This is a genomic window from Vibrio sp. 10N.261.46.E11 (assembly GCF_041472735.1).
Classification (GTDB): Bacteria; Pseudomonadota; Gammaproteobacteria; order Enterobacterales; family Vibrionaceae; genus Vibrio.
The window spans coordinates 1-21,657 of sequence record NZ_JBFRQW010000048.1; the positions used below are offsets into that span (position 1 = coordinate 1).

The 21,657-nt window shown below is 43.6% G+C and carries 13 protein-coding genes; 5 read left to right on the forward strand and 8 right to left on the reverse strand.

Features of this window, described 5'->3' with window-relative positions:
• Positions 1 to 693 precede the first annotated feature (693 nt).
• On the reverse strand, positions 694 to 1,032 hold the full coding sequence (locus tag AB4407_RS15650; RefSeq protein WP_372121208.1) for a hypothetical protein: 339 nt from the start codon (positions 1,030 to 1,032) through the stop codon (positions 694 to 696).
• Positions 1,033 to 1,756: 724 nt separating this feature from the next.
• Here AB4407_RS15650 and AB4407_RS15655 point away from each other — a divergent pair.
• From AB4407_RS15655 to AB4407_RS15665, 3 genes are all read left to right on the forward strand, one after another.
• The gene (locus AB4407_RS15655; protein WP_372121209.1) at positions 1,757 to 2,125 is read left to right on the forward strand and encodes a hypothetical protein; all 369 of its coding nucleotides are present in this window, start codon (positions 1,757 to 1,759) and stop codon (positions 2,123 to 2,125) included.
• Positions 2,126 to 2,197: 72 nt separating this feature from the next.
• Complete coding sequence (locus AB4407_RS15660; RefSeq protein WP_372121210.1) at positions 2,198 to 9,271, forward strand: RHS repeat-associated core domain-containing protein; 7,074 nt, start codon at positions 2,198 to 2,200, stop codon at positions 9,269 to 9,271.
• Positions 9,264 to 10,130 (forward strand): hypothetical protein, encoded by an 867-nt coding sequence (locus tag AB4407_RS15665; protein WP_372121211.1) that lies wholly within the window; start codon positions 9,264 to 9,266, stop codon positions 10,128 to 10,130. Before AB4407_RS15660 ends, AB4407_RS15665 begins: the two co-directional genes overlap by 8 nt.
• 376 nt (positions 10,131 to 10,506) lie before the next feature.
• Here the strand turns inward: AB4407_RS15665 and AB4407_RS15670 are convergent, their stop codons facing one another.
• The 5 genes from AB4407_RS15670 to AB4407_RS15690 all read right to left on the reverse strand — a co-directional run bounded on the left by AB4407_RS15670 (position 10,507) and on the right by AB4407_RS15690 (position 14,762).
• Positions 10,507 to 10,827, reverse strand: coding sequence for a hypothetical protein (locus tag AB4407_RS15670; protein ID WP_372121212.1), 321 nt, complete (start codon positions 10,825 to 10,827; stop codon positions 10,507 to 10,509).
• Positions 10,828 to 11,161: 334 nt separating this feature from the next.
• The gene (locus AB4407_RS15675) at positions 11,162 to 12,022 is read right to left on the reverse strand and encodes a DMT family transporter (RefSeq protein ID WP_372121213.1); all 861 of its coding nucleotides are present in this window, start codon (positions 12,020 to 12,022) and stop codon (positions 11,162 to 11,164) included.
• Between the two features lie 110 nt (positions 12,023 to 12,132).
• Positions 12,133 to 13,230 carry an alkene reductase gene (locus AB4407_RS15680; RefSeq protein WP_372121214.1) on the reverse strand — a complete coding sequence of 366 codons (1,098 nt, stop codon included), beginning with the start codon at positions 13,228 to 13,230 and terminating at the stop codon, positions 12,133 to 12,135.
• 14 nt (positions 13,231 to 13,244) lie between these two features.
• Positions 13,245 to 13,622 carry a lactoylglutathione lyase gene (gloA, locus tag AB4407_RS15685; RefSeq protein ID WP_017101600.1) on the reverse strand — a complete coding sequence of 126 codons (378 nt, stop codon included), beginning with the start codon at positions 13,620 to 13,622 and terminating at the stop codon, positions 13,245 to 13,247.
• A 204-nt stretch (positions 13,623 to 13,826) separates the two neighbouring features.
• Positions 13,827 to 14,762, reverse strand: coding sequence for a LysR family transcriptional regulator (locus tag AB4407_RS15690; RefSeq protein ID WP_372121216.1), 936 nt, complete (start codon positions 14,760 to 14,762; stop codon positions 13,827 to 13,829).
• 773 nt (positions 14,763 to 15,535) lie between these two features.
• Here AB4407_RS15690 and AB4407_RS15695 point away from each other — a divergent pair.
• Together AB4407_RS15695 and AB4407_RS15700 are read left to right on the forward strand one after the other, a co-directional pair.
• Positions 15,536 to 16,147 carry a magnesium transporter gene (locus AB4407_RS15695; RefSeq protein ID WP_372121217.1) on the forward strand — a complete coding sequence of 204 codons (612 nt, stop codon included), beginning with the start codon at positions 15,536 to 15,538 and terminating at the stop codon, positions 16,145 to 16,147.
• A complete protein-coding gene (locus AB4407_RS15700; RefSeq protein ID WP_372121218.1) occupies positions 16,147 to 17,136 on the forward strand; it encodes an efflux RND transporter periplasmic adaptor subunit in 990 nt (329 codons plus the stop codon). Before AB4407_RS15695 ends, AB4407_RS15700 begins: the two co-directional genes overlap by 1 nt.
• A 189-nt stretch (positions 17,137 to 17,325) precedes the next feature.
• Here the strand turns inward: AB4407_RS15700 and AB4407_RS15705 are convergent, their stop codons facing one another.
• Both AB4407_RS15705 and AB4407_RS15710 read right to left on the reverse strand, forming a co-directional pair.
• Complete coding sequence (locus AB4407_RS15705) at positions 17,326 to 20,424, reverse strand: efflux RND transporter permease subunit (RefSeq protein ID WP_372121219.1); 3,099 nt, start codon at positions 20,422 to 20,424, stop codon at positions 17,326 to 17,328.
• An 8-nt stretch (positions 20,425 to 20,432) separates the two neighbouring features.
• Positions 20,433 to 21,548, reverse strand: coding sequence for an efflux RND transporter periplasmic adaptor subunit (locus AB4407_RS15710; protein WP_372121220.1), 1,116 nt, complete (start codon positions 21,546 to 21,548; stop codon positions 20,433 to 20,435).
• Positions 21,549 to 21,657: the final 109 nt, after the last annotated feature.

Consider the following 21,657-nt stretch of genomic DNA (forward strand, 5'->3'; position numbering starts at 1 on the left):
CTAATCCGCGATGAACCATATTATTTACCATCGCTTTAATTTTTAGCTTTAACGCTGTCGCGGATGAAAACCTTCCCGCCCAGAATATTTCTGGAATTGCCACAGGATGGGCTAGTGAAGGTAATTATTTATTTTTTGGTGGAAACAACATTGTGGAAGGATGCACACAAAACCGAGTAAGGATTCCAAGAGATCATCCAATGGCAAAAGACATCCTATCCATCGCTTTATCTGCATTTCATGCGAATAAAAAGGTTATCGTCCGAGTTTCAGGTTGCGTAGGTCCCGATATGAACGGGGTTGCAATCCATATTGTAAGAGATTGATAAGAAGGCTTCGCCCCGCAAGGGGAGCGCGAATGTTTAACTTTTACTTATTGCACTCAGGGCTAAGTCTAACGTCGACGTATTCATCATGCAGCGCTTCAGTTTACCAGTGATATGCATATAACCGACTCTCGACGCAAAATATCTTTTACTGGCGCTTATCTGAGACGGAATGAAAGTGTTCATTAAACTCATCGATAAACACAGTTAGAATGATCGTCCAGTAGATCATTCTAACTGATTCGGAAACGCGATCGACCTCACCAGACAGTCGAAATTCCAAAGCCCATTACACCAACTTCGAGAGAAAAGAACATGGTAACTAAATCGAGGTAGGTTGGAGCTTGAACTTAAATTCGGAAAACTCTTAATAATTCACCATGATCCAAATAGGCCTCTCTCGATCCGACCACGCAGCGCAATCTCCAGCTCCTTTTACTTGAACAGGCTTACCTTGGGCTGCTGCTGATAGGAGCAAAGAATACATAGCTTTACCTTGATCAGTATTCGCATCAAATGCCCATTCATGGCCAGGACATTGACTTGGCGCGCCAGTATGATTTTGCACAGCAAACATGATCACACCTGCACCGTCATTTTTCTCGTGAGCATAGATAAGTGTAATTTTTCCTGAGCCTGATCCTGCATAAGCTGTAGAGACTACACTGCTAACTATGATCGCCGCACAAACTAGTAGTTTTTTCATTGTTTAATTAAACCTTACATATGATACTTACATCATTATTACGAGCAATCAGTGAGCTTAAACCATTGACTTGACAAACTCCATAATGAATTAATGTTAGGAAACGTATATTCAAGTATTTTAATGAAGTTGATAAACTTAGTATCTACTGAAGATGGAAAGTATCTCTATCTAATACACTCTGCCAAATTCATCCCCCCCTTTCAGGCCAAACTTCTCTGGTTTAAAATAACCATTGAGACACATAGCCTTTGCTTCAAGTGAATAACAGCTTCCATACAGACAGATGTATCATAAGCAAAGTCGTATTGAGCTTTGATTCGCCTTTTTTATAGGAACTACTCAATTAATTTTAATTTCATTTTACCAAGTATCGTTATCAGTTTGAAAATTTAAAATTTCAGTGATCACGGCTAGTCCTTCCGACGAACGATCAATCAAATTAAAATAAAATCTCAGATCTCGCACCTAATGACAATTAACATAATAATAACTGAGCATTCAACTTATACAGTTCCCCTTGCCCCCCGACAATATACCCCAACGTTCCTAAAAATTATTTATTTCGCAGCTTAATAAATAATGTGAACTTATATAAATTACGTGTATCATGTGCAACTGATCTATATCACTAAGTTATGATTGACAAAAACCATGACTCCTAACTATTTAATACCACTTAAAGCAAAGGCTTAGTGAAAAACTGTCGAACAAGGATGTAGAGATGCTTAGGCTATCGAAAGCCCTCATTTTAGGTGTATTTTTAACCATTTCATTGATAGCTAGCTTACTATTCGCGACAAAAAGGTTACCTATTTTTTCGACTCACCTTGGCAGCGAACCTATACCAAAGCCCGAGGTTACATCACCGCCTTTACTTCTAAGTTCAGATATAGGCTTCCCTACTCCAGTTATTCAACTTCAACAGACTATTGCACATGGCCTTATTGAGGCTGAAAGAGTTGACCTACCTTTATTAAATGGCGAGCTCTCTGAGTTCTCTCAAAGCAATATTCATGAAAAATACCAAGCGCCTCCAGATATTGAACACCTGAAGCAACGTTTAGAAGCTCTCCAAATACTCAGTCATTAATTAAAATATTTATATAACGTCGGTCCATTCATTATGGTTCCGGCGTAATTTCCAATGTTAGGATCAACAACTGTGGCCAATATCAAACCAACGTTATCGACTAGATCATTTGCATTATTGGCAGTATCGCTACTGTCGATACTTTTTTCTAACTCAGCTCTATCGCTAACTGCTGATGCCGGAAAGAGCATTGAATTATCCGGCGACTTTTCCGTATCCGGCGGTCAGGCTAACTATTCTTTACCTATATCAGTATCACCTGGTCGAGCTGGCCATCATCCCTCATTAAGTCTTGAGTATCGCAGTGACTCGCCTAACGGCATGTTAGGAATGGGATGGAGCTTAGGTGGGCTATCATCCATTTATCGTTGTGGAAAAAACTTGCACAAAGATGGACGTTGGGGAGGGGTTAATTTTGATAACGAAGACAGATATTGTCTTGACGGCAAACGACTCGTCACCATTTCAGGAAAAGATGGTGAAAACCAGACGGAATACCGCGTTGAAAAGAATGGCTACGCCAAGGTCATTTCATTTGGCCGTGCAGGCAATGGACCGGCTAGCTTTAAAGTTTGGCACAAAGATGGTTCTGTTTATGAATACGGAGTGACTGCGAATTCCAGGGTTGAACTGCCAACACGGCATGAGGTTTATAAGTGGACGCTGAATAAGATCACTGATCCTAGTAAGTCTAACCACATCAACTTTGTATACAGAGAAAACAATAGCGTTGGTAGCCACGAGCTTACGCAAGTTAACTACGTTGGCGGAAAAGTCAACTTCGTTTATGAGGCGCGCCCAGACAGCACTTCGCAGTACCTTGGCGGCAGGCTACTAAGAAAGACTCAACGCCTAAAACAAGTTGAAACCTTTGATAGCAGTGGGAATAAAATTGGCACATATGGTTTGACTTACAGATTATCAAGCGGCACCTCTCGAAGTTTGCTTACTAAAATAAATTATTGCTCCAACGGCCAGTGTTCAACAGAAATTAGCTTATCCTGGAACGGGGGAGTAAATAACCATCGTAGATCGGCACCTCAAAATACACACTTTAATAGTCCAAGGTATCTGGATATAAATGGTAATGGCCAGAAAACCGCTTATGGTCAGCTCAGTCGCGATAGTAACAGTACAATGTCAGTTAAAGGGCTAGATGGTGTTACTCACACCAACGTAAAATCATTCAGCTTGAATGGTAGTATCACATCTCCGAGCATTCAACTAAATCAATGTGATATTAATACTGCAAAATCATATCACAAAGGCAATGGACAGCTTGGTAGTTACTGCCAGTTTAAGACCTGCTCTGGTGACAGCTGCAAATACAGTTCTGATGGTATTAACTATGGCGATTTTAATGGCGACGGAGTTGAAACTTATCAAAAAGGCTACTTAACCATTGATATCAACGGTGATCGGCTTGACGATTTGCATAAATTTGACATCCCCAATGGCGGCTATCGTTATAAGGTGACAGGAGCGGGATGGCAGACTCTTCCTGCTGCGAGCGGCCAGGTTTTAAAATCGTTTACTGATATCAATAATGACGGCTACCTAGATGCTGTAATGGGGTCATCGACTTCAACAGGGCTACTTTATGTCCATCTATTCAACGGTAAGTCTTTTAATTCTCCATTCCCTATCCATCAACACAATGTGCCACATGAAGATAATGTCTTCTTCGCTGATCTAGACAATGACGGTTACCCAGAGCTAGGTTACGGCCAACACTTCTACAAAAACAATAAAAAGAGTCAGTTTTCCACCCAAATATATCTTAATGCCGGAGATAAAATATATTCGACTCAAGATTTGAATGGTGATGGATGGACAGATATTTTAACTCGTGCTAGTGACGACGCACTAACTTTCTTTACTTATTCAAAATCAGCTAACTCAGATAAAATTTGGCGTTTTTCTGAAGTGGGTGTTGACTATACGGTGGGGTATAATGCTGCGGTGGACAAAAGCGTTTATACCACTACAGGAACTAGCCAGTATCCGTTCAATGTGGTTACCCCTAGACGTTACTTAGTTTCTTATGCGAGCAAAAAGCCCAAAGGCTATGCCATAACCAGCTACAGCTATAAATATACTGGGGCAAAAGCGCACCTTAAAGGTGGTGGCTTCTTGGGCTTTAAAACGATAACAGAAACAGAAACGGCTGATGTTGTCACCACCACTAAAACAACATTTGAACAAAATAAGCTAGCGCTAACAGGTAAGCCTCTTGGCATTGAAGTCTTCAAAAACGGTAAGAAAACCTCTGAGATCCGCTATCAGTACAAACAGCATACGCACCAAGGTGTCAATGCAAAGTACTACCAAGTTTATGCTCACAACATTATAAAGAGTCAATTTGGGTTAAAAAATAATGTCGTTGAGAGAAAAGAAACCACTACGCGTGATTTAGACCGCTTGGGTAACCTGCTTAACGAGACTTCAGTTGTTTCAAGTGCTCTCACAGGGGCAGGAAAATTTACCAGCACTCGTAAGTTCAATTATCTATCGGCAGCGGGGTTAAATAACAACCACTTCGCCTACAACATCACAAGTGGAAGTAACATCAGCAACCTTCCAAGTAAACTACGCTCTTTCAAATCGGGATTTAGTCGCTATTGTGCTGCCAATGGTGATGTGTACTTTAAGCCCAATAACCAAGTAATCATTATTCACGGTGATATTGATATTCCTTTGGTTATTCAGCGCTATAACGACTATTTTAAATATCAGGTTCTTGGAAATAACCAAGACCCTGATGGGTTAACGGTTTACTCGGGCCGATTTACTCAAACTTCAGCTTCTGCGTTTAATGCCGCCAAGCCAACGGCATGTGGTCACTTCAATATTAAAGATTTTGATGGTGACGGCAACATGGAGTTGACCACTTCAACAATCACTCAGAGCGAATTAATCTCAGCTGCAAGAAATAACTACTGGAAACTCGGCGCGGTTGCCACATCAACGTCAAGCTTAACCGACAACTCGAGCAACCTTAAGCGCACTATCACTAATCGATATCGCTACGATCACCGTGGCTTCTTAAGCTCAAGCACCTTCAACAGTTCCGAATACGAGTCAACCAGTGGTATTGCATCAGGTAAAAAACGCCTTACTAACCGCTACAGCTATGACCAATGGGGAAATGTTGTATCACAAAGTGTGGAAGGAACCGACCTTCCCCCACGTACATCAGCGGTTCAATATGACAGCCAAGGTCTTTACACTACCGCGTCAGCCAATGCTTTGGGTCATCGCTCCTCGACCCAATTTAACGCTCAAGGGTTATTGACTAAGTCTGTCAGTGCCTTGAAAAACCGGACTAATCGTTTTGCTTACGATACGTTTGGCCGCATAACCAGTGAAACGCTACCAGGAACCGCCAATACCAATCGCACTCAGTACAAGCTTAGTTCTCAATGTGGAGTTTACTCAACACAAAAAACGGTAAGCTGTATTACTACAACGGCAGCCTCTGGCGGTAAAGTCACCACTTATTTCGACTACGCCGGCAGAGAAGTTCGCAAGCTGCATAAAGGGTTTAGTGGCCAACTGGTCGTCGTAGATACTCAATGGGACCGCAACGGTCGAAAGCTCAGCGTTACACGACCACAGTTCGTTGGCACCCAAACCGCCGCTCCAGTAGTTACCTTTACTTACGATGCGTTAAACCGTGAAATCAAAAAACAAGAGCCAGCCAATGGTGGTGGTATTGCCAGCTTTATAACGAATTATGATGGTTACAAAGCCAGTGTCACTGATGCTCGTGGTTTTAAACACAGCACGATGACTAACGTAATGGGCCACATCCTACGTAAAAACGAACCACATGGCGCCTACCAAACCTATCAGTACTACCCAGACGGAAAACTTAAAGCCAGTACTGACTCTGCAGGCAATACCACCCAGATCCGTTACGACAATCTCGGTCATCGCAATAAACTTGATGACCCTGACATGGGGAAATGGTCATACACCTACAATGCTGCCGGTGAATTGCTCTATAAGCGAGATGCGAAAGGCACCGTCACCACCATCGAATACGACCGATTAGGTCGTAAGACAAAGCAGATTGAAGGCAGTAAAATTTCGACGTGGCGCTACGATGAACGTGGTGCGCTAGGAACTCTGTCTGGCTTTAAAGGAAATGGTAGCGAAACCGATTATTACTATAATAAGTCGGGCTTAGTCGAAGAAGTGGCCGTAAAAGTCAACAAAGAGAAATTCAGTACGCATTACTTTTATGACAACTATGAAAGGGTCGCTCGTGAAGTACGCCCAAATGGTGTAGATACCACTCTAGCAGGTGCAGCTCAACGATTAAACCGGGTAAATAGCGAGAATAAGTTAGCAGTAGAGTACGTTTATAACCCACATGGTTATGTGTCAGCTGTACGTAGCCCAAAAAACTACGCAGATAAAGCCTTCACCAGTGCGAGTTTCCGTGAAGACATCAAGCAACTGCTTGACCAGGCTATTGCCCAAGCAAAAGAGTACCTAAATAAGGCAGAACGTTACTCTACACAAAAAAGCTTTTTTACTCATAAAGCCGCTGAATACAATCGTAAAACCGTTAATGTACATAATCTAGACAGCTCTTCTCAGGCACTGCTTGGCAACGGGCATCGTTATAAGCAGTGGTGTAATCCGCAAGGGGAATGCTACCTGCGCCCTGCCACATGGGTTCTGTTGCATGATGATGTTTCAATCCCGCTTGATATCACCTTAGAAGGGGCTATCTATCGCTTATCTACTTCTTTAGCCAACCGTTCTAATCGAGGTACAAAAAACTACAATGCAAGCGTACACTCGGTGTCTAAGGCGGAGTTTACGTCACAAACACTGACACCAGCTCATGATTTCATTCTGACAGACTACGACAACGATGGTCGGAAGGATCTAATGAGCAATGACGACATTTATGCAGCTCGTGCCGATAGCACAACCACAGCCGAGCTGCTGTTTGCAGCCGATGATTTGTCGCAAGCGGCGAATATTGCCAACTCGCATTACAAGTTTTATACCGACCTAGCAAGCCAACTGATTGGCCTGTCCGAGAAAGTGGCAAAACTCAGTGGCTTATATTGTGATTTCGCTAACCAGTTGGGAGGAAGCCAGTTACAGTCAAGCCCTCGAAAACGCTGCCAGAATACGCAACAGTCGAGCCAAGCCGATCACCTGAACCTTATCCTCACTCAGTCTCAGCTTGCAAATTCAACCAATAACCCCGCGTACACCTATTATTGGCAACGCCGAGAAACCGATGCTTATGATCACACCTTATCGGAAACGCTAGGCAATGGTTTAGTTAATACCTACAACCATGATGCCAACACAGGTAGACCAAACTACATCGCTACTCATAAAGGCAGCCTGTTGTTTGATCCTCGTCTTTCAGGAAGCACCAGTAAAGGGCGTAATCTACGTCAAATCCACTACCGCTATGATAACCATAACAACGTGACCTATCGCTATGACGAACAGTTGGGGATCACAGATAGATGGCAATACGATGGCCTCGACCGAGTAACCAACAATAGCATTGCGTTAGCAAACAAAGCGCAGCATGGCCTGAACAATCCGGATTTTGCTGGCCCATTTCGTTATCAATATGACAAGCTTGGCAACTTAATCTTTAAGACTGGCATTGGTGGTTATGTTTACGGTAATCAACATGCTGGTCCGCACGCCGTTACCAAAGCGAATGGCTTAAACTATCAGTACGATGCCAACGGCAATATGCTGCGCGCTTGGTCAGCAGGCAAGAATAAATCTGAACGCGAGTTACAGTGGGCCAGTTTCAACAAACCGACCAAAATCACCCGTAATGGTAAAACGGTTGAGTTCTTCTACGATGCCAACCACAACCGCTATCTGAAAAAGAACAGTGAAGGTATCGAGACCTTCTACTTCGGTAAAAGCTATGAGCGAGTGACCGACAGCAATACCGGTATTGTGCAACACAAACACTTTATTTACGCTGACGGCAAGCTAGTCGCACTGAATACTCATACCGATGACGGTGAGAAAAAACTTAAAGATAAGCAAACCCGTTACCTTCACTACGATGCACTCAATTCGGTCGATATGATTACCGATGGCTATGGTGTGGTTGTGGAACGTCGCAGTTACGATACTTGGGGTAAGCAACGTAAAGTCGCATGGCGTGAAAGTGGCCCTTTAGATGTGGTGCAACAAGCCATCACCAACCGCGGTTACACCGGCCACGAAGAGATTGTGGAAGTGGGATTGGTGCATATGAATGGCCGGGTCTACGATCAGGAGTTAGGTCGATTTATTAGCCCAGACCCATTTATCCAGGCGCCATACATCTCCAGCAGTTTTAACCGCTATTCTTATGTGTTAAATAACCCGCTGAAATTCGTGGATCCAAGCGGTTACTGGTGGGGTGATAGCAGCGGCAACGGCGCTACAGGTGAGTGTCGAACCGATGGAAACAACTATGATGGTATATCTGATAAAACAACTAATAGAGAGAATGGGAATACCGAAAGTGGTGGGAGTAATGATGACAAAACCATACCTGAAACCAAAGAAACTCACGTAGAAGAACCGGAGGTAACGGCAGAGTCAGCTCTCTCCGAGGAGCCTGACGAAGAAAACAGCTGGGGTTTTTGGGGCGATGTGGCGCAACTCGCGTATGACTTATCTCCAATTTCAACGGTTGTGGATGTGGTCACTGCAACATACGACACAGTAGGAGCCCTTGTAGCGGGAGATTATAAGACCGCAGGTCAAACTTTTGGAAGCGCCGTTTTTGGTGTAGTTGCTAAAAAAGTCAAAGCTCCTGTAAAGTTTGCCAATAACGCGTACAATCGTGTTACAACGAATGCAGGGGCGGTAAAACAAGGCATTTATGAATTTACGGACACAGCAGGAAAAAAATATGTTGGTCAGTCAGTTAATATGCCCAACCGCCTTAAACAGCATGTAAAAACAGGTAAGCTAGATCCAAACCAAAGCGTTAAAACCACAGAAGTTTTAGGTGGAAAAACTGCTAGAGAGATAGCTGAGCATAAGCGTGTTCAAGAAACAACCGGTGGCGTACCTGCTCGTTTCTCTGACAAAGTATCAAACAAAGTCGACCCTATTGGCCCAAACAGGAGACATTTACTTGACTAGTAATAACCAGTATTTTATCGATGAAGCTGAAAATGGAATGGGCCGCTGTCTTGTGTTGACAGCCCCTTGGTCTGATAGTTTTAAATCGATAATAGATAAAGAAAATATTTCAGTGCTGCGTCTAAGCCAATCCGCAGGTTGGAATGGCGATGATATTTCGTTCATTAAGGGATTACCTGCTCTACGTGGTATCGAAATTTATTCTTGGGGAGTTAAGGATATAACTCCTTTAGAAGCTCTCAATAACCTTGAATATTTAGGATTGCAGTGCGAGTTCACTAAGGCGCCTGATTTTTCAAAGTTCAATAAATTGAAAATATGCAAATTGCAGTGGAGGCCTAAAGCAAAAACAGTTTTTGCTTGTGATAGTTTGAGTTTGCTTAATATTGTTAACTATCCTTCAGAGGACTTGAAGGATATTCAAAAAATGTCTGGGTTAAGACGTTTGCAACTAATCTCAAGAAAACTTGTATCTTTATCAGGAATCGAGAGTCTTAGTTCACTATCCATTCTGGATTTGTCTGAATGTTCTAAGTTGGAAAGTCTTTCTGGCGTAGATATGTGTCAACAGGTAGAGGTAGTGGAAATTGAAAGCTGCAAAAAAGTGTATGACGTAGCTTTGCTTGGTGAGCTGAAAAATCTTAAAGATATTGTATTGACTGATTGTGGAAAAGTTAAATCTTTGAAGCCACTTGAGAAGTGCCAGTTACTAGAGAGTATCACTTTTGTAGGAGATACTAGCGTTGAGGATGGAGAGCTAACTTCGTTATTGAATATTCCCACATTAAAGAAAATGTGGTTCCTTGATAAACGTCACTACTCCCATAAACGAGAACAGGTGTTAGAAATACTATCTTAATTTGTTAAGCCCGCATCATGCGGGTTTTTTTATCTCTTAGCCGCTTACCTTCCAGAGTCTCACCTTCTGGCATCTGACTGATCGCTTCTAGCTGTAAAGCTAAATCATCATCTGGGCACCGATTATATATATGTTCTTCAAATAAAAAAGTTGGGGGATAGAAATAAACCGTGGCAATTAGTACTTTCCTTCTGTTGAGTCGACACGGTGTTTTTCAAGAAGAATAAATGAACCGCCCATTAAGAGTTGAATTGAAGTGCTATATCCTGTCTATCGTGTGGTAATACCCCACAAGCTTTTTTGATCATTGCAATAATCGTACAGGTCTGAAAAAACAGCGTTGCTATTGCAACGCTTTTTAATTCGCTAATTATAACTATCTGTGAAATTCCGCATAATCTAGCTCTTCATGATTAGTCCAGTTCTTATGACATCGCCCCGTACCATGAATTCTTACCGTCGTTTGAGAATGAAAAGCGGCAATAAGTGCTGAAGTAATGGCCGGCCTGTCATTAGTGTACATAATAAAGCTCCCTTTATATGCACAATCAGAAATTTCTGGGTCAATCTTGACAGATATTACTTCTGATATACCAGAACCATGAAATGTAATACTACTAATCTTCCCTATCTGCATGCTTGCCATTGATGGACTAATGCATAGTAAAAATAATGCCAAACATAAAATAATTCTCATATAAACATCACCTTAAGTAAAATTTATTTTCATTTTACATTAAAACTAAAATAAAAACAGTGAGAAATAGGTATTATTAAAATTCCTAGTTGATAAACCAATAACTAATAAAAATACGTAGTGTGTTACCTGTCGAAAAAATAATTTAAATGTAAGAAAATCCCAGAAAACCAAAACCGTAGTTCTTGCTAAATTAACGAGCCACCTATATGAAATTTTTATCTACAAAAAATAAATTTAAAATCTGCTTTGATTCAAGCGATAATATCCAGAGCCAAAGGCTTGTCAGCTGAGACATACATACAAAAAACAGCCACAACCCTAAACGAGTGTTTTATTTTCGTCTCGACCATTTGATATAACAAAATAGCGAACCAATAATTACCGCTCCGCCTAGTAGCTTTTGCACCTCAACCGTTTCTTCCAACACGCTGACACTCAATAACAATGTCCACACCGGCTCAAGAATCATGATCAATGCCGCCACTTCCATGTTCACGGAGTGCTGACCGACAGTTTGCAATAAGTAACGGATCGATGTCGCGACAACCGCTGAGACGATAAACCAGAATATTAAGGTTTGAGTTATTTCAAACTCTGGTTGAGTGATCATCGAAGCAAACGCTAAACCACTCACACCCACCACAAACAGTTGCACACAGATTGATGCGATAGGCTTGATATTGGTAATCACACGCTTGTTCATCACAAAGTGAACGGACAACAACATCGATGCTAGTAAGAAGTAAATCTGACTCTGCTCTACATTCCAACCGTTGCCCAGAGTCAGCAATAGCATGCCGATAATCGCGATAGGGAAAGACATCCAAAACGCGCGATTAGGCTTAACTCGAAACAAAATCCAAGACACAAACGGTGCAATGATCATGGCTAAGCTCATGATGAATGCCCCTTCCGACAAACTTTCCGTCATCGATACCGCAAATACCCATACTTGCAATGAAGCAGACAGCAACAAGCCAACGCCGCAAAGAGAAAGTATCTGCTTAAGCGAAAGCTTACGAATGTGATGAATACAAAATGGCAAAAGAATCAAACTCGCGACGAAGAATCGCACACCAATGAACACTGGCCCAGGCATTTCTAACACCACCAGCTTAGATGCAATCCATCCAATCCCAGCTAACAGGGTAGCAAATAGGAGATAAAGCTCTCCGCGCATCGCTTTCATCATCTTACTTGGTCCAATAACAAAAAAAGCAACCCGACTCTGCAAGGTTGCTTTTTATAAACATTCAACAGTATCGAGATATTATCTCAATACTCTGCTTCAGGCAGCTATTTTTAGCCTGCGTATTTTGGGTAATCCGTTAAACCTTTTTCAGCACCACCAAACAATGTGTTTGGATCGTGCGCTGCTAATGGGTAACCATTTTGAATACGAGCGGGTAGATCTGGGTTTGCGACGAATGGACGACCGAAACCAACCATATCAGTTACGCCTTCAGCAACCGCTTTTTCACCGCGCTCGCTGTCGTATTTACCTGCATAAATAAGCACGCCATTGTAAGCTTTACGAACCGCTGCTTTAAACGCTTTTGGCGTTTCAGGTGCGTCGTCCCAATCGACTTCTGCCACGTGCAGATAAACAATGTTGTATAGGTTAAGTAGCACCACCGCCGCAGTGTAAGTCTCTACTGGCGTAGCGTCAACCGTACCATTCAACGATGTGAACGGAGCAAGGCGAACACCTACACGGTCAGCACCAATCGCTTCGACCATAGCTTCAACCACTTCACCTAGGAAACGTAAACGATTTTCAATTGAGCCACCGTATTCATCCGTACGGTTGTTTGCTTCAGAGTCGATGAATTGGTTAATCAAGTAACCATTCGCGGCGTGAAGTTCGATACCATCAAAGCCCGCTTCAATCGCGTTCAAAGCCGCTTGGCGGTATTGACCAACCACATTTTTGATGTCTTCTTTCGTCATCTCACGAGGTTCAACCACATCCACAAAACCCGGCTCATCAGTGCCATTATCGATGAATACTTTTACGTTTTCTGCTTTAAGTGCAGAAGACGAAATTGGTTGTTCACCACCAATGTTGTCTGGATGTGTTACACGGCCTACATGCCAAAGTTGAGCGAAGATAACGCCCTCTTTTTCATGTACTGCATCGGTGACTTTTTTCCAACCCGCAATCTGCTCATCAGAGTAGATACCCGGAGTCCAAGCGTAACCTTGACCCATAGGTGAAATTTGTGTGCCTTCAGCGATAATCAAACCTGCAGAAGCGCGTTGAGCGTAGTAAGCCGCCATCATATCGTTTGCTGAATTGCCAGGTTGCGTTGCGCGAGAACGCGTCATCGGTGGCATAACAATACGGTTTTTAAGTTCGATACTACCAAGTTGAATTGGTTGAAATAGTGCGTTTGTCATTGTTATATCCTCGATTAACCTAGTTGAATCAGTTCGATTTGGTAGCCATCTGGGTCTGTGATAAATGCGATGTGCGTTGAGCCACCTTTTACTGGCCCCGCTTCACGAGTGACGTTGCCACCCAGTGATTTGATCTTGTCGCATGCGGCGTAAATATCTTCCACACCCAATGCCAAATGACCAAACGCGCTGCCCATCTCGTACTCGTTAGTATCCCAGTTGTACGTTAGCTCGATAGTCGTGCCGCCTTGTTCGTAGCCAACAAAAACCAATGTGTAGCGGTAGTCTTTGTTTTCATGGCGTTCAAGTTCCTTCATTCCCAATACCTTGGTGTAGAACTCGATAGACTTGTCTAAATCAGCAACTCGAATCATTGTGTGTAAGAATTTCATATTTCACCCTTTTTAAGCCCAGCAACCTGAGCCGATATAATCGTGAGCGGAGGTTATCCACTTCTTTGTTAGGGTTAATATACGATTCGACAGCAAATAAATGAAATTATCATAAATTCTCATTGTGATAATTTTTTGTTATGACATGGTTGGTACAAGCGATTTGTTATGGAAATATTTGGCAAACAAAAGATAGGGCTACAATCAGAAAGCGGAGCGCCAACTATTTAGCGATTTAGACATGTCATTAGTCGTATTGATGATCTGCTCTCTGAACCACTTATGTGCCGGGTCGGTGTTCTGCTTTTTCAACCAGATAAGGTAATGAGAAATAGGTTGGTAATCGAAAGGCGGTTTGAACAACTGTAAACCAAGACGTTCCTGAAACTGGATCGCCATAGAAAGCGGCGCAACTGTGATGTAATCAGTCTGACTACACAGCATTAGATTACTGGCCATAGAGCTGCCGTGAATGACAATCTTACGCGAGGATAGGTCTAACGAAGTGTAGTGAGTCAAACTTTTTACTTGGCGACGTGTTCTGGCCAAAACCGCATGTTGCTCACTCAAGTATTGTGCCTCGGTGATCTCACCTTCAATCCTAGGGTGTCCATTTCGGCAAACGATCACAAACTCACTGTCGTAGAGCTTTTCGCTCATCATGCTTGGATGCTCAGGCAACACAATATCGATCATCAAATCAAACTTCTGAGTTAATAGATCCTCATGGACTTGATCATCACTATCCGGTTGGTCATACACCTCAAGAGATAAGCCTTGATTGGGTAACTGAGAAAATCGATCGAGCAACATCCACTTTAAATGCTCGGGAACCGAAGCCACAAACCTGCGCTCTGTACTCGTCTCATCAAATCCTGCCATACCTTGAAACACGCAGTTGAGCTCGTGTATTGGCGCTTTGATTTGCTCATACAGGCTTTGCGAATACGCGGTAGGCACAACCCCTCGCCCACTACGTACAAACAACTCTTGGCCAATTTCATTTTTCAGTCGACCGAGCGCTGTGCTGATCGTCGATTGATTGGTATTTAAATGATCGGCAGCCTTACTCAAACTGCCCTGCTCCATCACCGCAGAAAACACAGCCAATAAGTTAAAATTCGGAATGTCATTACTCATGATTCAGTGCTCATTTAGGCGATAGATTTAATTATCTTATCGTAAAACCGATAGAATGAAACGATGGATGCTCATTGAGAAAACAAAACTGAGAAGGAAGCATCATAGGTAAAGATCAGAAATGTCAGAACAACTCACTCTTCCGATTAGCTGCCACATTCGCCAGATTGGAATCTAACGCTCTTCGCTGTGCCAGTAACGCTTAATCCATCCAAATCCCACTTAGACTGGTCGGAGTATTTAATATTTCTTACCTACCTTATTGATACTTTTATAGCCACTTCTATGATCCAGGCTAATTAAATAGACATATTTTATAAGCCGAGTTTGAGCCTGTTCAAATAAACCCACCTCACGTCTAAACAACCACACGATTCATCGTAATTACGATAATTCAATATCGCAATAATGCGTAGATAGCACCAGTGACACTTCCTATTATTTCGCCAACAAATTAATTCTTAACCTAAACAGAAAACCTAAAAATGTGTAGATGATGGTGTTGCACACATCACGGACGACGGCCTTAAAACCCAATGCAGCAAACAAACCTATCAATGGTTGACGTTACTTAAGAATGATTTCGCCAGGTGTTTTTAACACTCTATTCGCGAGAATGCGTTGTCTACGTGGTCAAAGCGATTTTTAATTGTCATCTAGTACTTTTGACTCCGTAGGTCTATACGGTTACGTGAGTTCAACACCTCTTTCAGATGTCATCTAAAAGTCTTGTACCAAGGCTGCACTTTCTCTCTCCTTATTTAGGTTAAGATATGAACTTTATAAAAATCGTTTTCCAGAAAATCTGGGCCGTTGTGATGGTCTTAATTAAATTCTGCCTGTTTATGGCGGTGATGTTTGCTGGTGCATGGGCTCTTGCACCGTTAGGCACTATCCATTCTAAAGACATCGACATGTCTCAATTCAACAATCATCCCAATGAAATGATGATGAACTTCTTCCAGATGGAGTCCTTCTCTGGTTATTTATTCTCGGTGACCATTGCTGTGGTATTAGCCGTTGTTTACGGCATGTGGCAATTGCATGAACTGGGAGTGCATAAAGCAAAAGAGCACAAAAGCGCTCACGTACAAATCGTGTTTGCACTGTCACTTTGCGGGCTCTTCATCAGCAAAACATTCTGGGTTATCGCCTTGGTTATCGCGTTGGCGAACTGGAAACATATTGGTCAATCACTGAGTGATGTTATTCGCCGTGGTGTACAGCCAAAACAAGAGTCCACCAATACAGAAACAATCTTAGCCCACGATTCACACGAGAAGTCGATAACTGAGCTATCTCCTACAGAGCAGGCTCCGGAAAAACAAACGAAAACAAAAACGTCTACAGCAGAACAAATCCCAACAGATAAAGAGGTCGCATAATGAAAGAGATGATGATTCCATACATCCTAATTGTATGGTCACTATTTGCGACAGGCGCACTTAAGAAGAACTTCAAGAACTACACGTGGGCTGCCATTGGCGGCGTAACGATTCTTGCAGTATTAGCGGTTATCTCTCGCTTGTGGGCACCCGTTGATTTAACCAACTCAACCACAGTGAAAGCACCACATGCTGTGATGTCACCTATCTTTGGTCAGCAGGTCGACCAAGTGCTTGTTGAGCACAACCAGATGGTTAAAGAAGGCGACGTAATTTACACACTTGTCGACATTGACTCTGCCGCAGACAAAGCAAAGATCGAATCTTCAATCGTTAAAAAAGAAGAGCAGATCAAGCAAATGACTCGCGACTTAGAGCGCGCTGAAACGTCACCTGAAATCTTCAATATGCGTGACGTAGAAAAGTACGACTCCGATCTTCGTGTGCTACACGCTGAACTTGTGTCGCTGAAAGCCGATCTGCAAAAAGTAAACTGGGCACAAGAAAAGAAAACCGTTAAAGCTGAGTTTGACGGTCAGGTATCGATAGTGAATATCGCTGAAGGTTCTGTAATGGGTAACATGCACCTCTACAACACCAGCAAAAAGTTCCTTGAGATGCGTATTTCAGACCAAACTTACGGTTATGTTCAAGTAGGAGATTTCGCTGAATTCTTCGTTGATGCATACCCAGGTCACGTGTTCCGAGCAAAAGTACACAGCTTTAATGCAGGTACCGGTGAGTCGAGTATTTCTCCACTTCAGGGGCCACAAAGCGTCGGTCAACACGTCGTAAGAAACGGTAATGGTTTAGGCCGTACCATCGTACTTGAGATCATCGAACCAGAAGGTTACAACATCCCTATAGGTTCAACTGGTGCAGCTTGGATCTCGGCTGAGAAGCCACATCCGTTCTGGGGCTTCATCGATGTAATCGGTGCAGCAACGGTTCGCCTACAATCTTACAAGTCATACTTAGGTGCTTGGTAAGTACTTCCGTGATTGAGTTGTGCCATTCATACAACAGCTATTAATCTCACAATAAATGCCCTGAATATCAGGGCGTTTTTGTGTCTGTCACAAGCACATCTTATTCATTGATTAATGATTGCATTAGTCGTGAAAACAAACTCTTGTTTCCACAGTATAAGATCACGACCATAAACAATTTGGAATAAATCATGTTGTTTGAGTCACTATGTTTTTAGGCTGATTTTTAGTCATTAAGTGATAAACCACAGGCACAAAGTAGAAAGAAATAAGCGTGGTTAATACCGTTCCGCCCACAATTGCGACCGCGAACGGAGGCCAGAAGCCACCACCAGCGATGATCAATGGCATAAAACCGCCAACGGTTGTGATCGTGGTTGAACTGATATGACGAGTACACGACATCACTGCCTCAACTACCGCATCCACATTGCCTGATGAAGCTCGCTCATCGAGTTTCAATTCCGTCAGAATCACGATGGCAGCATTAATCGCTAAGCCCGCAATCCCAAGCATCGCGATGATCACCGTGAAACCAAACGGATAACCGAAGATCCAAACCGACAGCAACCCCAAACCACCAGCCAATCCCGCCACCATGAAGATGATGCTACTCATGCGGAACGAGTTGAACGACATCACCACCACCAACACCATCAATACCACCACAACGGCGACATTCGAGATCAAGCTATTGACTGAATTGTCTCGTTCAGCAGATTCGCCACCAAAACCAATGGTGTAACCCGATGGCATCTCATAGCTTGCTAAGCGTTTTTGGAATTCATTAAGTACCGTTTGAGGTAAGACACCCGCTTCAATGTAACCCTCGATGGTATTCACACGCTGCCCGTTACGACGAGTAATCGCGCCGCGACTGGTAGTCAGTTCAAGCTCAGCCAGAGTTGAAACGTTAATCCCCGTCGAGTAAACATCAGAACTGATTGGCAAACGAATATTGCTTAAGTGCGCCAAGTTTTCACGCGCATCATCCGCAACACGAACACGGATTGGCACCGATTCACTGCCCTCTATCACAGACCCACTTTCACGACCAGTTAGTGTGGTTTGCAACATGCCAGCAAACTGATTGAGTGAAATACCGTTAAGTTTCGCGGTGTCTTCATCGACCTTCAACCACACCTTAGGCGTACCCGGTTGCAATGTTTCTCGAGTGTGAGTCACATGAGGAACACCTGCCAGAATCAGTCGAACATCTTCACCAATCGCTTTTAATGTATCGAGGTTTTCGCCATAAACACGCAGCTCAACAGGCGCAGTAAATGGAGGCCCTTGATTAAGCTTTCGTACCAAAATTTGTGCTTCTGCTACCTCTTCATCCAACACCTTTTGCAACTCAGGAATCAGCGCATTGGCTTGGTCAAAGTTCTCTGTTTTCACCATCGCTTGCGAGAAGTAAGGCGCGTTGTTTTGCCTAGCCTGCAAATTGTAATAAAAGGATGGGAAGTTAGCGCCCACGAGCCAATCGATACGTTCTACTTCAGGATAACGATGAATGATATCGTCGATTTTTTCAGAGGTATTCTTGGTCGCATAAATGCTCGCTTGCGGCGGCATGTACACCTGAATCTCAAACATGTCTCGATCTGATGGTGGGAAGAATTGCTCAGTCAGCTGAGACATACTCCAATAACCAGTAAACGGTACCAACAACACCAGAGCAATAGTGATGATTGGATGCGTCACACCAAAGCGGACAGAAGACGAGAACCAACGCGTCAACGCAGGAATTCTCAAACCGGTCATGTACCAATGATGCTGCCCTTTCTTATCCACATCACTGAGTTGTTTCGGTAATAACTTGGTCGCCAAGCCTGCAATTAAGGTATGCGAAATAATGTAAGAACCGATCAGTGAGAAAGACACAGTAATCGCAATTCCCCCCACGAACTCACCCGATGCACCCGGCATCAGAATGATCGGCGCAAACGCCAGAACCGTGGTTAATGTTGAACCCAGCAAAGGCACCCACAAGTGCTTCAACGCATTCATGGTCGCTTCAGCTCGTTGTTGTCCTTTCAAGCGGTAAGCCTGAATGGTATCGACCATCACCACCGCGTTATCCACCATGATCCCCAGTGCTACAATTAGGCCTGTCACCGACATTTGGTTAATCGGTACACCGGTAATTTTCATGATCGACAGGGTCAACAATGAGGTTAACGGCAGAGAAATTGCCACTAAGATCGCGGCACGCACACCTAAAGTGACAAATAGAACAATCAAAATCAGACCGAAACCGATCATCAAGCTCTTGCCTAAATCGTCTAAGCGAGTCTCGGTATAACCTTGCTGATTAAATAGTACAGTCACCTTAACGTTACTTGGTAACTCTTGCTCAAACTTGCTAATCAGCGCGTTGGCTCGCGACGTCCAGTTATCAACTCGCAGATCAGGGTACATTCTTGCCGCAACAATCACACCCGGCTCACCATCAATAATGGCAATCTGGCCTTGTGGGGTTTTCTCGCCACGTCTCACCGATGCAATGTCCTCCATGCGGATGATGTGACCATTGCTGTCGGTCGCGATTGGGACTTGTTTAATACGCTCAATGGAATCAAGTTCGGATTCAATCTCTAAACCAAAACGAGAATAAGCACTGACCAATTCACCTGCCGAGTTCTTAGCATCAGCCCCTTCCAAAGATTCGGCGATATTTGCACTCGATCGCCCAAGCGCAGCAGCATCGACAGTGCGCAAGCTGATTTGAATCTCTTCTTGCGGCATCCCATATTCATCAACGAATTCAGTGCCCGACAAGGTTCTCAGTCGCTTGGCTAATTCTTTAGCATAACGACCCAGCGTTAATCGGTCAGGCTCACCGGCACCAGACCAAGTCAGCGCAGTAATCGAGGTAAAAGCGTAGGTGTGGTCACTGTCGAGATCGGGAGAATGCGCACCCGCAGGTAAAATGGATTCGATATCAGACAGTTTGTCACGTGCTTGAGACCAAACCGGTTCCGGCTCGGTGATGGTGTCATTAAGTTCTAAGGTGACAATAGACACGCCCGGCCTTGAAGTTGAACTCACCAGTTTAACTTCACTCAGCTCACGCAACTTGTTCTCAATCACCTCAGTAACCAAGGTTTCAACACGTTCAGCACTGGCACCGGGGAAACTGGTGGTAATGTTGGCGTATCGGTTGATGATTACCGGATCTTCTGCACGCGGCAACGTCATGAAGGCTGAAATACCACTCACCATCAGTAGTGCCGTCATTAAGATGAGCAGTCGAGTATTGGAAATAGTCTCTATGATTTTCATACTACTTCCTATTCAGCAGTAACGCTGGTTGACTTCACGGTTTGACCTGGAACCAATCGATGTAGACCACTCGCGATCACCTGCTCTCCGTCCTCAATGGCACCACTCACATACGCTTGCTGATTGTTGGCAAACAGCACCTGAACACTGCGGCGTTCAACCTTATTGTCTTCACCCACTACAAAGATGTTCCACACACCGCGTAAACCATCAATCAAACCCGTTAATGGCACCCAATAACCTTGGTCGTCGACTTGCTCGTCAAACTTAAGGTATGCAAGTTGACCTTCTAAAACAGTCGCTTGCTCAGGGAAAAGATAACGTAAGCCGACACTGCGAGATTGCGTGTCGACCATGGCACCCGGATTTAGCAGCGTCACTGAATAATCATCTCGCCCAACACGAATGCTTGGCGAAGAGAGCGAGGTTACCTTTTGCATTTGATGGGCTGGAATACCGATAAAGGCTTCTTTGCCTTCCGATGCAAGTAAGGTAAAAGTTGGATTACCGACATTCACCACATCACCCAACGACACAAAACGCGTTGCGATAGTGCCCGAATAAGGCGCACGAACCGTCGACTTAACCAACTTCAATTCATTACCTTTTACCGAGGCATCAATGCGAAGTAAGTTAGCTTGCAACACACGTTGTTCACTGGTTAACGAGTCAATCTCCGCTTCGGCACTGAAGCCCTTTGCTTTTAGTGAACGCTGACGTTTTAAGTTCGCGGCAACAAGACTCAACTGAGCTTTCACTTCTTCGGCTTGCGCTTTTAGCTGGCTCGATTCAGTCTGTAACAGTTGAGTGTCTAATCGAATCAGGGGTTGACCTTCGTTTACTGTGTCACCGACATCCACTAGAATCTCATTCACTTTACCCGCCAGTTCGAAGCCTAAATTGGCTTGCTGACCCGCCTTAACCACACCAACATATTCACGCTGCACTGCATAAGAGGAAGACAGCGCTAAGGCCATCGTTTCCACGGTTAAAATGGTTTGGACGCTCGAAGCCGTTTGATTGGTTGAATCAACCGAATCTTGGGCTTGTTCCTTTTCGCCACATCCAACAAGAAAAGCCGATAGAGACAACGCCACCGCACTTCCCTTCATCAATTTATACATACGTACTGTTCCTATGCGGTACTCAATTATGTTCTTTTTTTAGACTAACCAAATCAAACTAGACTGTCTAGTTTGATTATGTTAAAAATAAGTTTCATCGTTAATGATT

What these genes read in the sequence shown, in the direction of transcription:
- AB4407_RS15650 (WP_372121208.1), bottom strand. Translation starts at nt 1,032, where the DNA reads ATGAAAAAACTACTAGTTTGTGCGGCGATCATAGTTAGCAGTGTAGTC.
- AB4407_RS15655 (WP_372121209.1), top strand. Translation starts at nt 1,757, where the DNA reads ATGCTTAGGCTATCGAAAGCCCTCATTTTAGGTGTATTTTTAACCATT.
- AB4407_RS15670 (WP_372121212.1), bottom strand. Translation starts at nt 10,827, where the DNA reads ATGAGAATTATTTTATGTTTGGCATTATTTTTACTATGCATTAGTCCA.
- AB4407_RS15675 (WP_372121213.1), bottom strand. Translation starts at nt 12,022, where the DNA reads ATGATGAAAGCGATGCGCGGAGAGCTTTATCTCCTATTTGCTACCCTG.
- AB4407_RS15680 (WP_372121214.1), bottom strand. Translation starts at nt 13,230, where the DNA reads ATGACAAACGCACTATTTCAACCAATTCAACTTGGTAGTATCGAACTT.
- gloA (WP_017101600.1), bottom strand. Translation starts at nt 13,622, where the DNA reads ATGAAATTCTTACACACAATGATTCGAGTTGCTGATTTAGACAAGTCT.
- AB4407_RS15690 (WP_372121216.1), bottom strand. Translation starts at nt 14,762, where the DNA reads ATGAGTAATGACATTCCGAATTTTAACTTATTGGCTGTGTTTTCTGCG.
- AB4407_RS15695 (WP_372121217.1), top strand. Translation starts at nt 15,536, where the DNA reads ATGAACTTTATAAAAATCGTTTTCCAGAAAATCTGGGCCGTTGTGATG.
- AB4407_RS15700 (WP_372121218.1), top strand. Translation starts at nt 16,147, where the DNA reads ATGAAAGAGATGATGATTCCATACATCCTAATTGTATGGTCACTATTT.
- AB4407_RS15705 (WP_372121219.1), bottom strand. Translation starts at nt 20,424, where the DNA reads ATGAAAATCATAGAGACTATTTCCAATACTCGACTGCTCATCTTAATG.
- AB4407_RS15710 (WP_372121220.1), bottom strand. Translation starts at nt 21,548, where the DNA reads ATGTATAAATTGATGAAGGGAAGTGCGGTGGCGTTGTCTCTATCGGCT.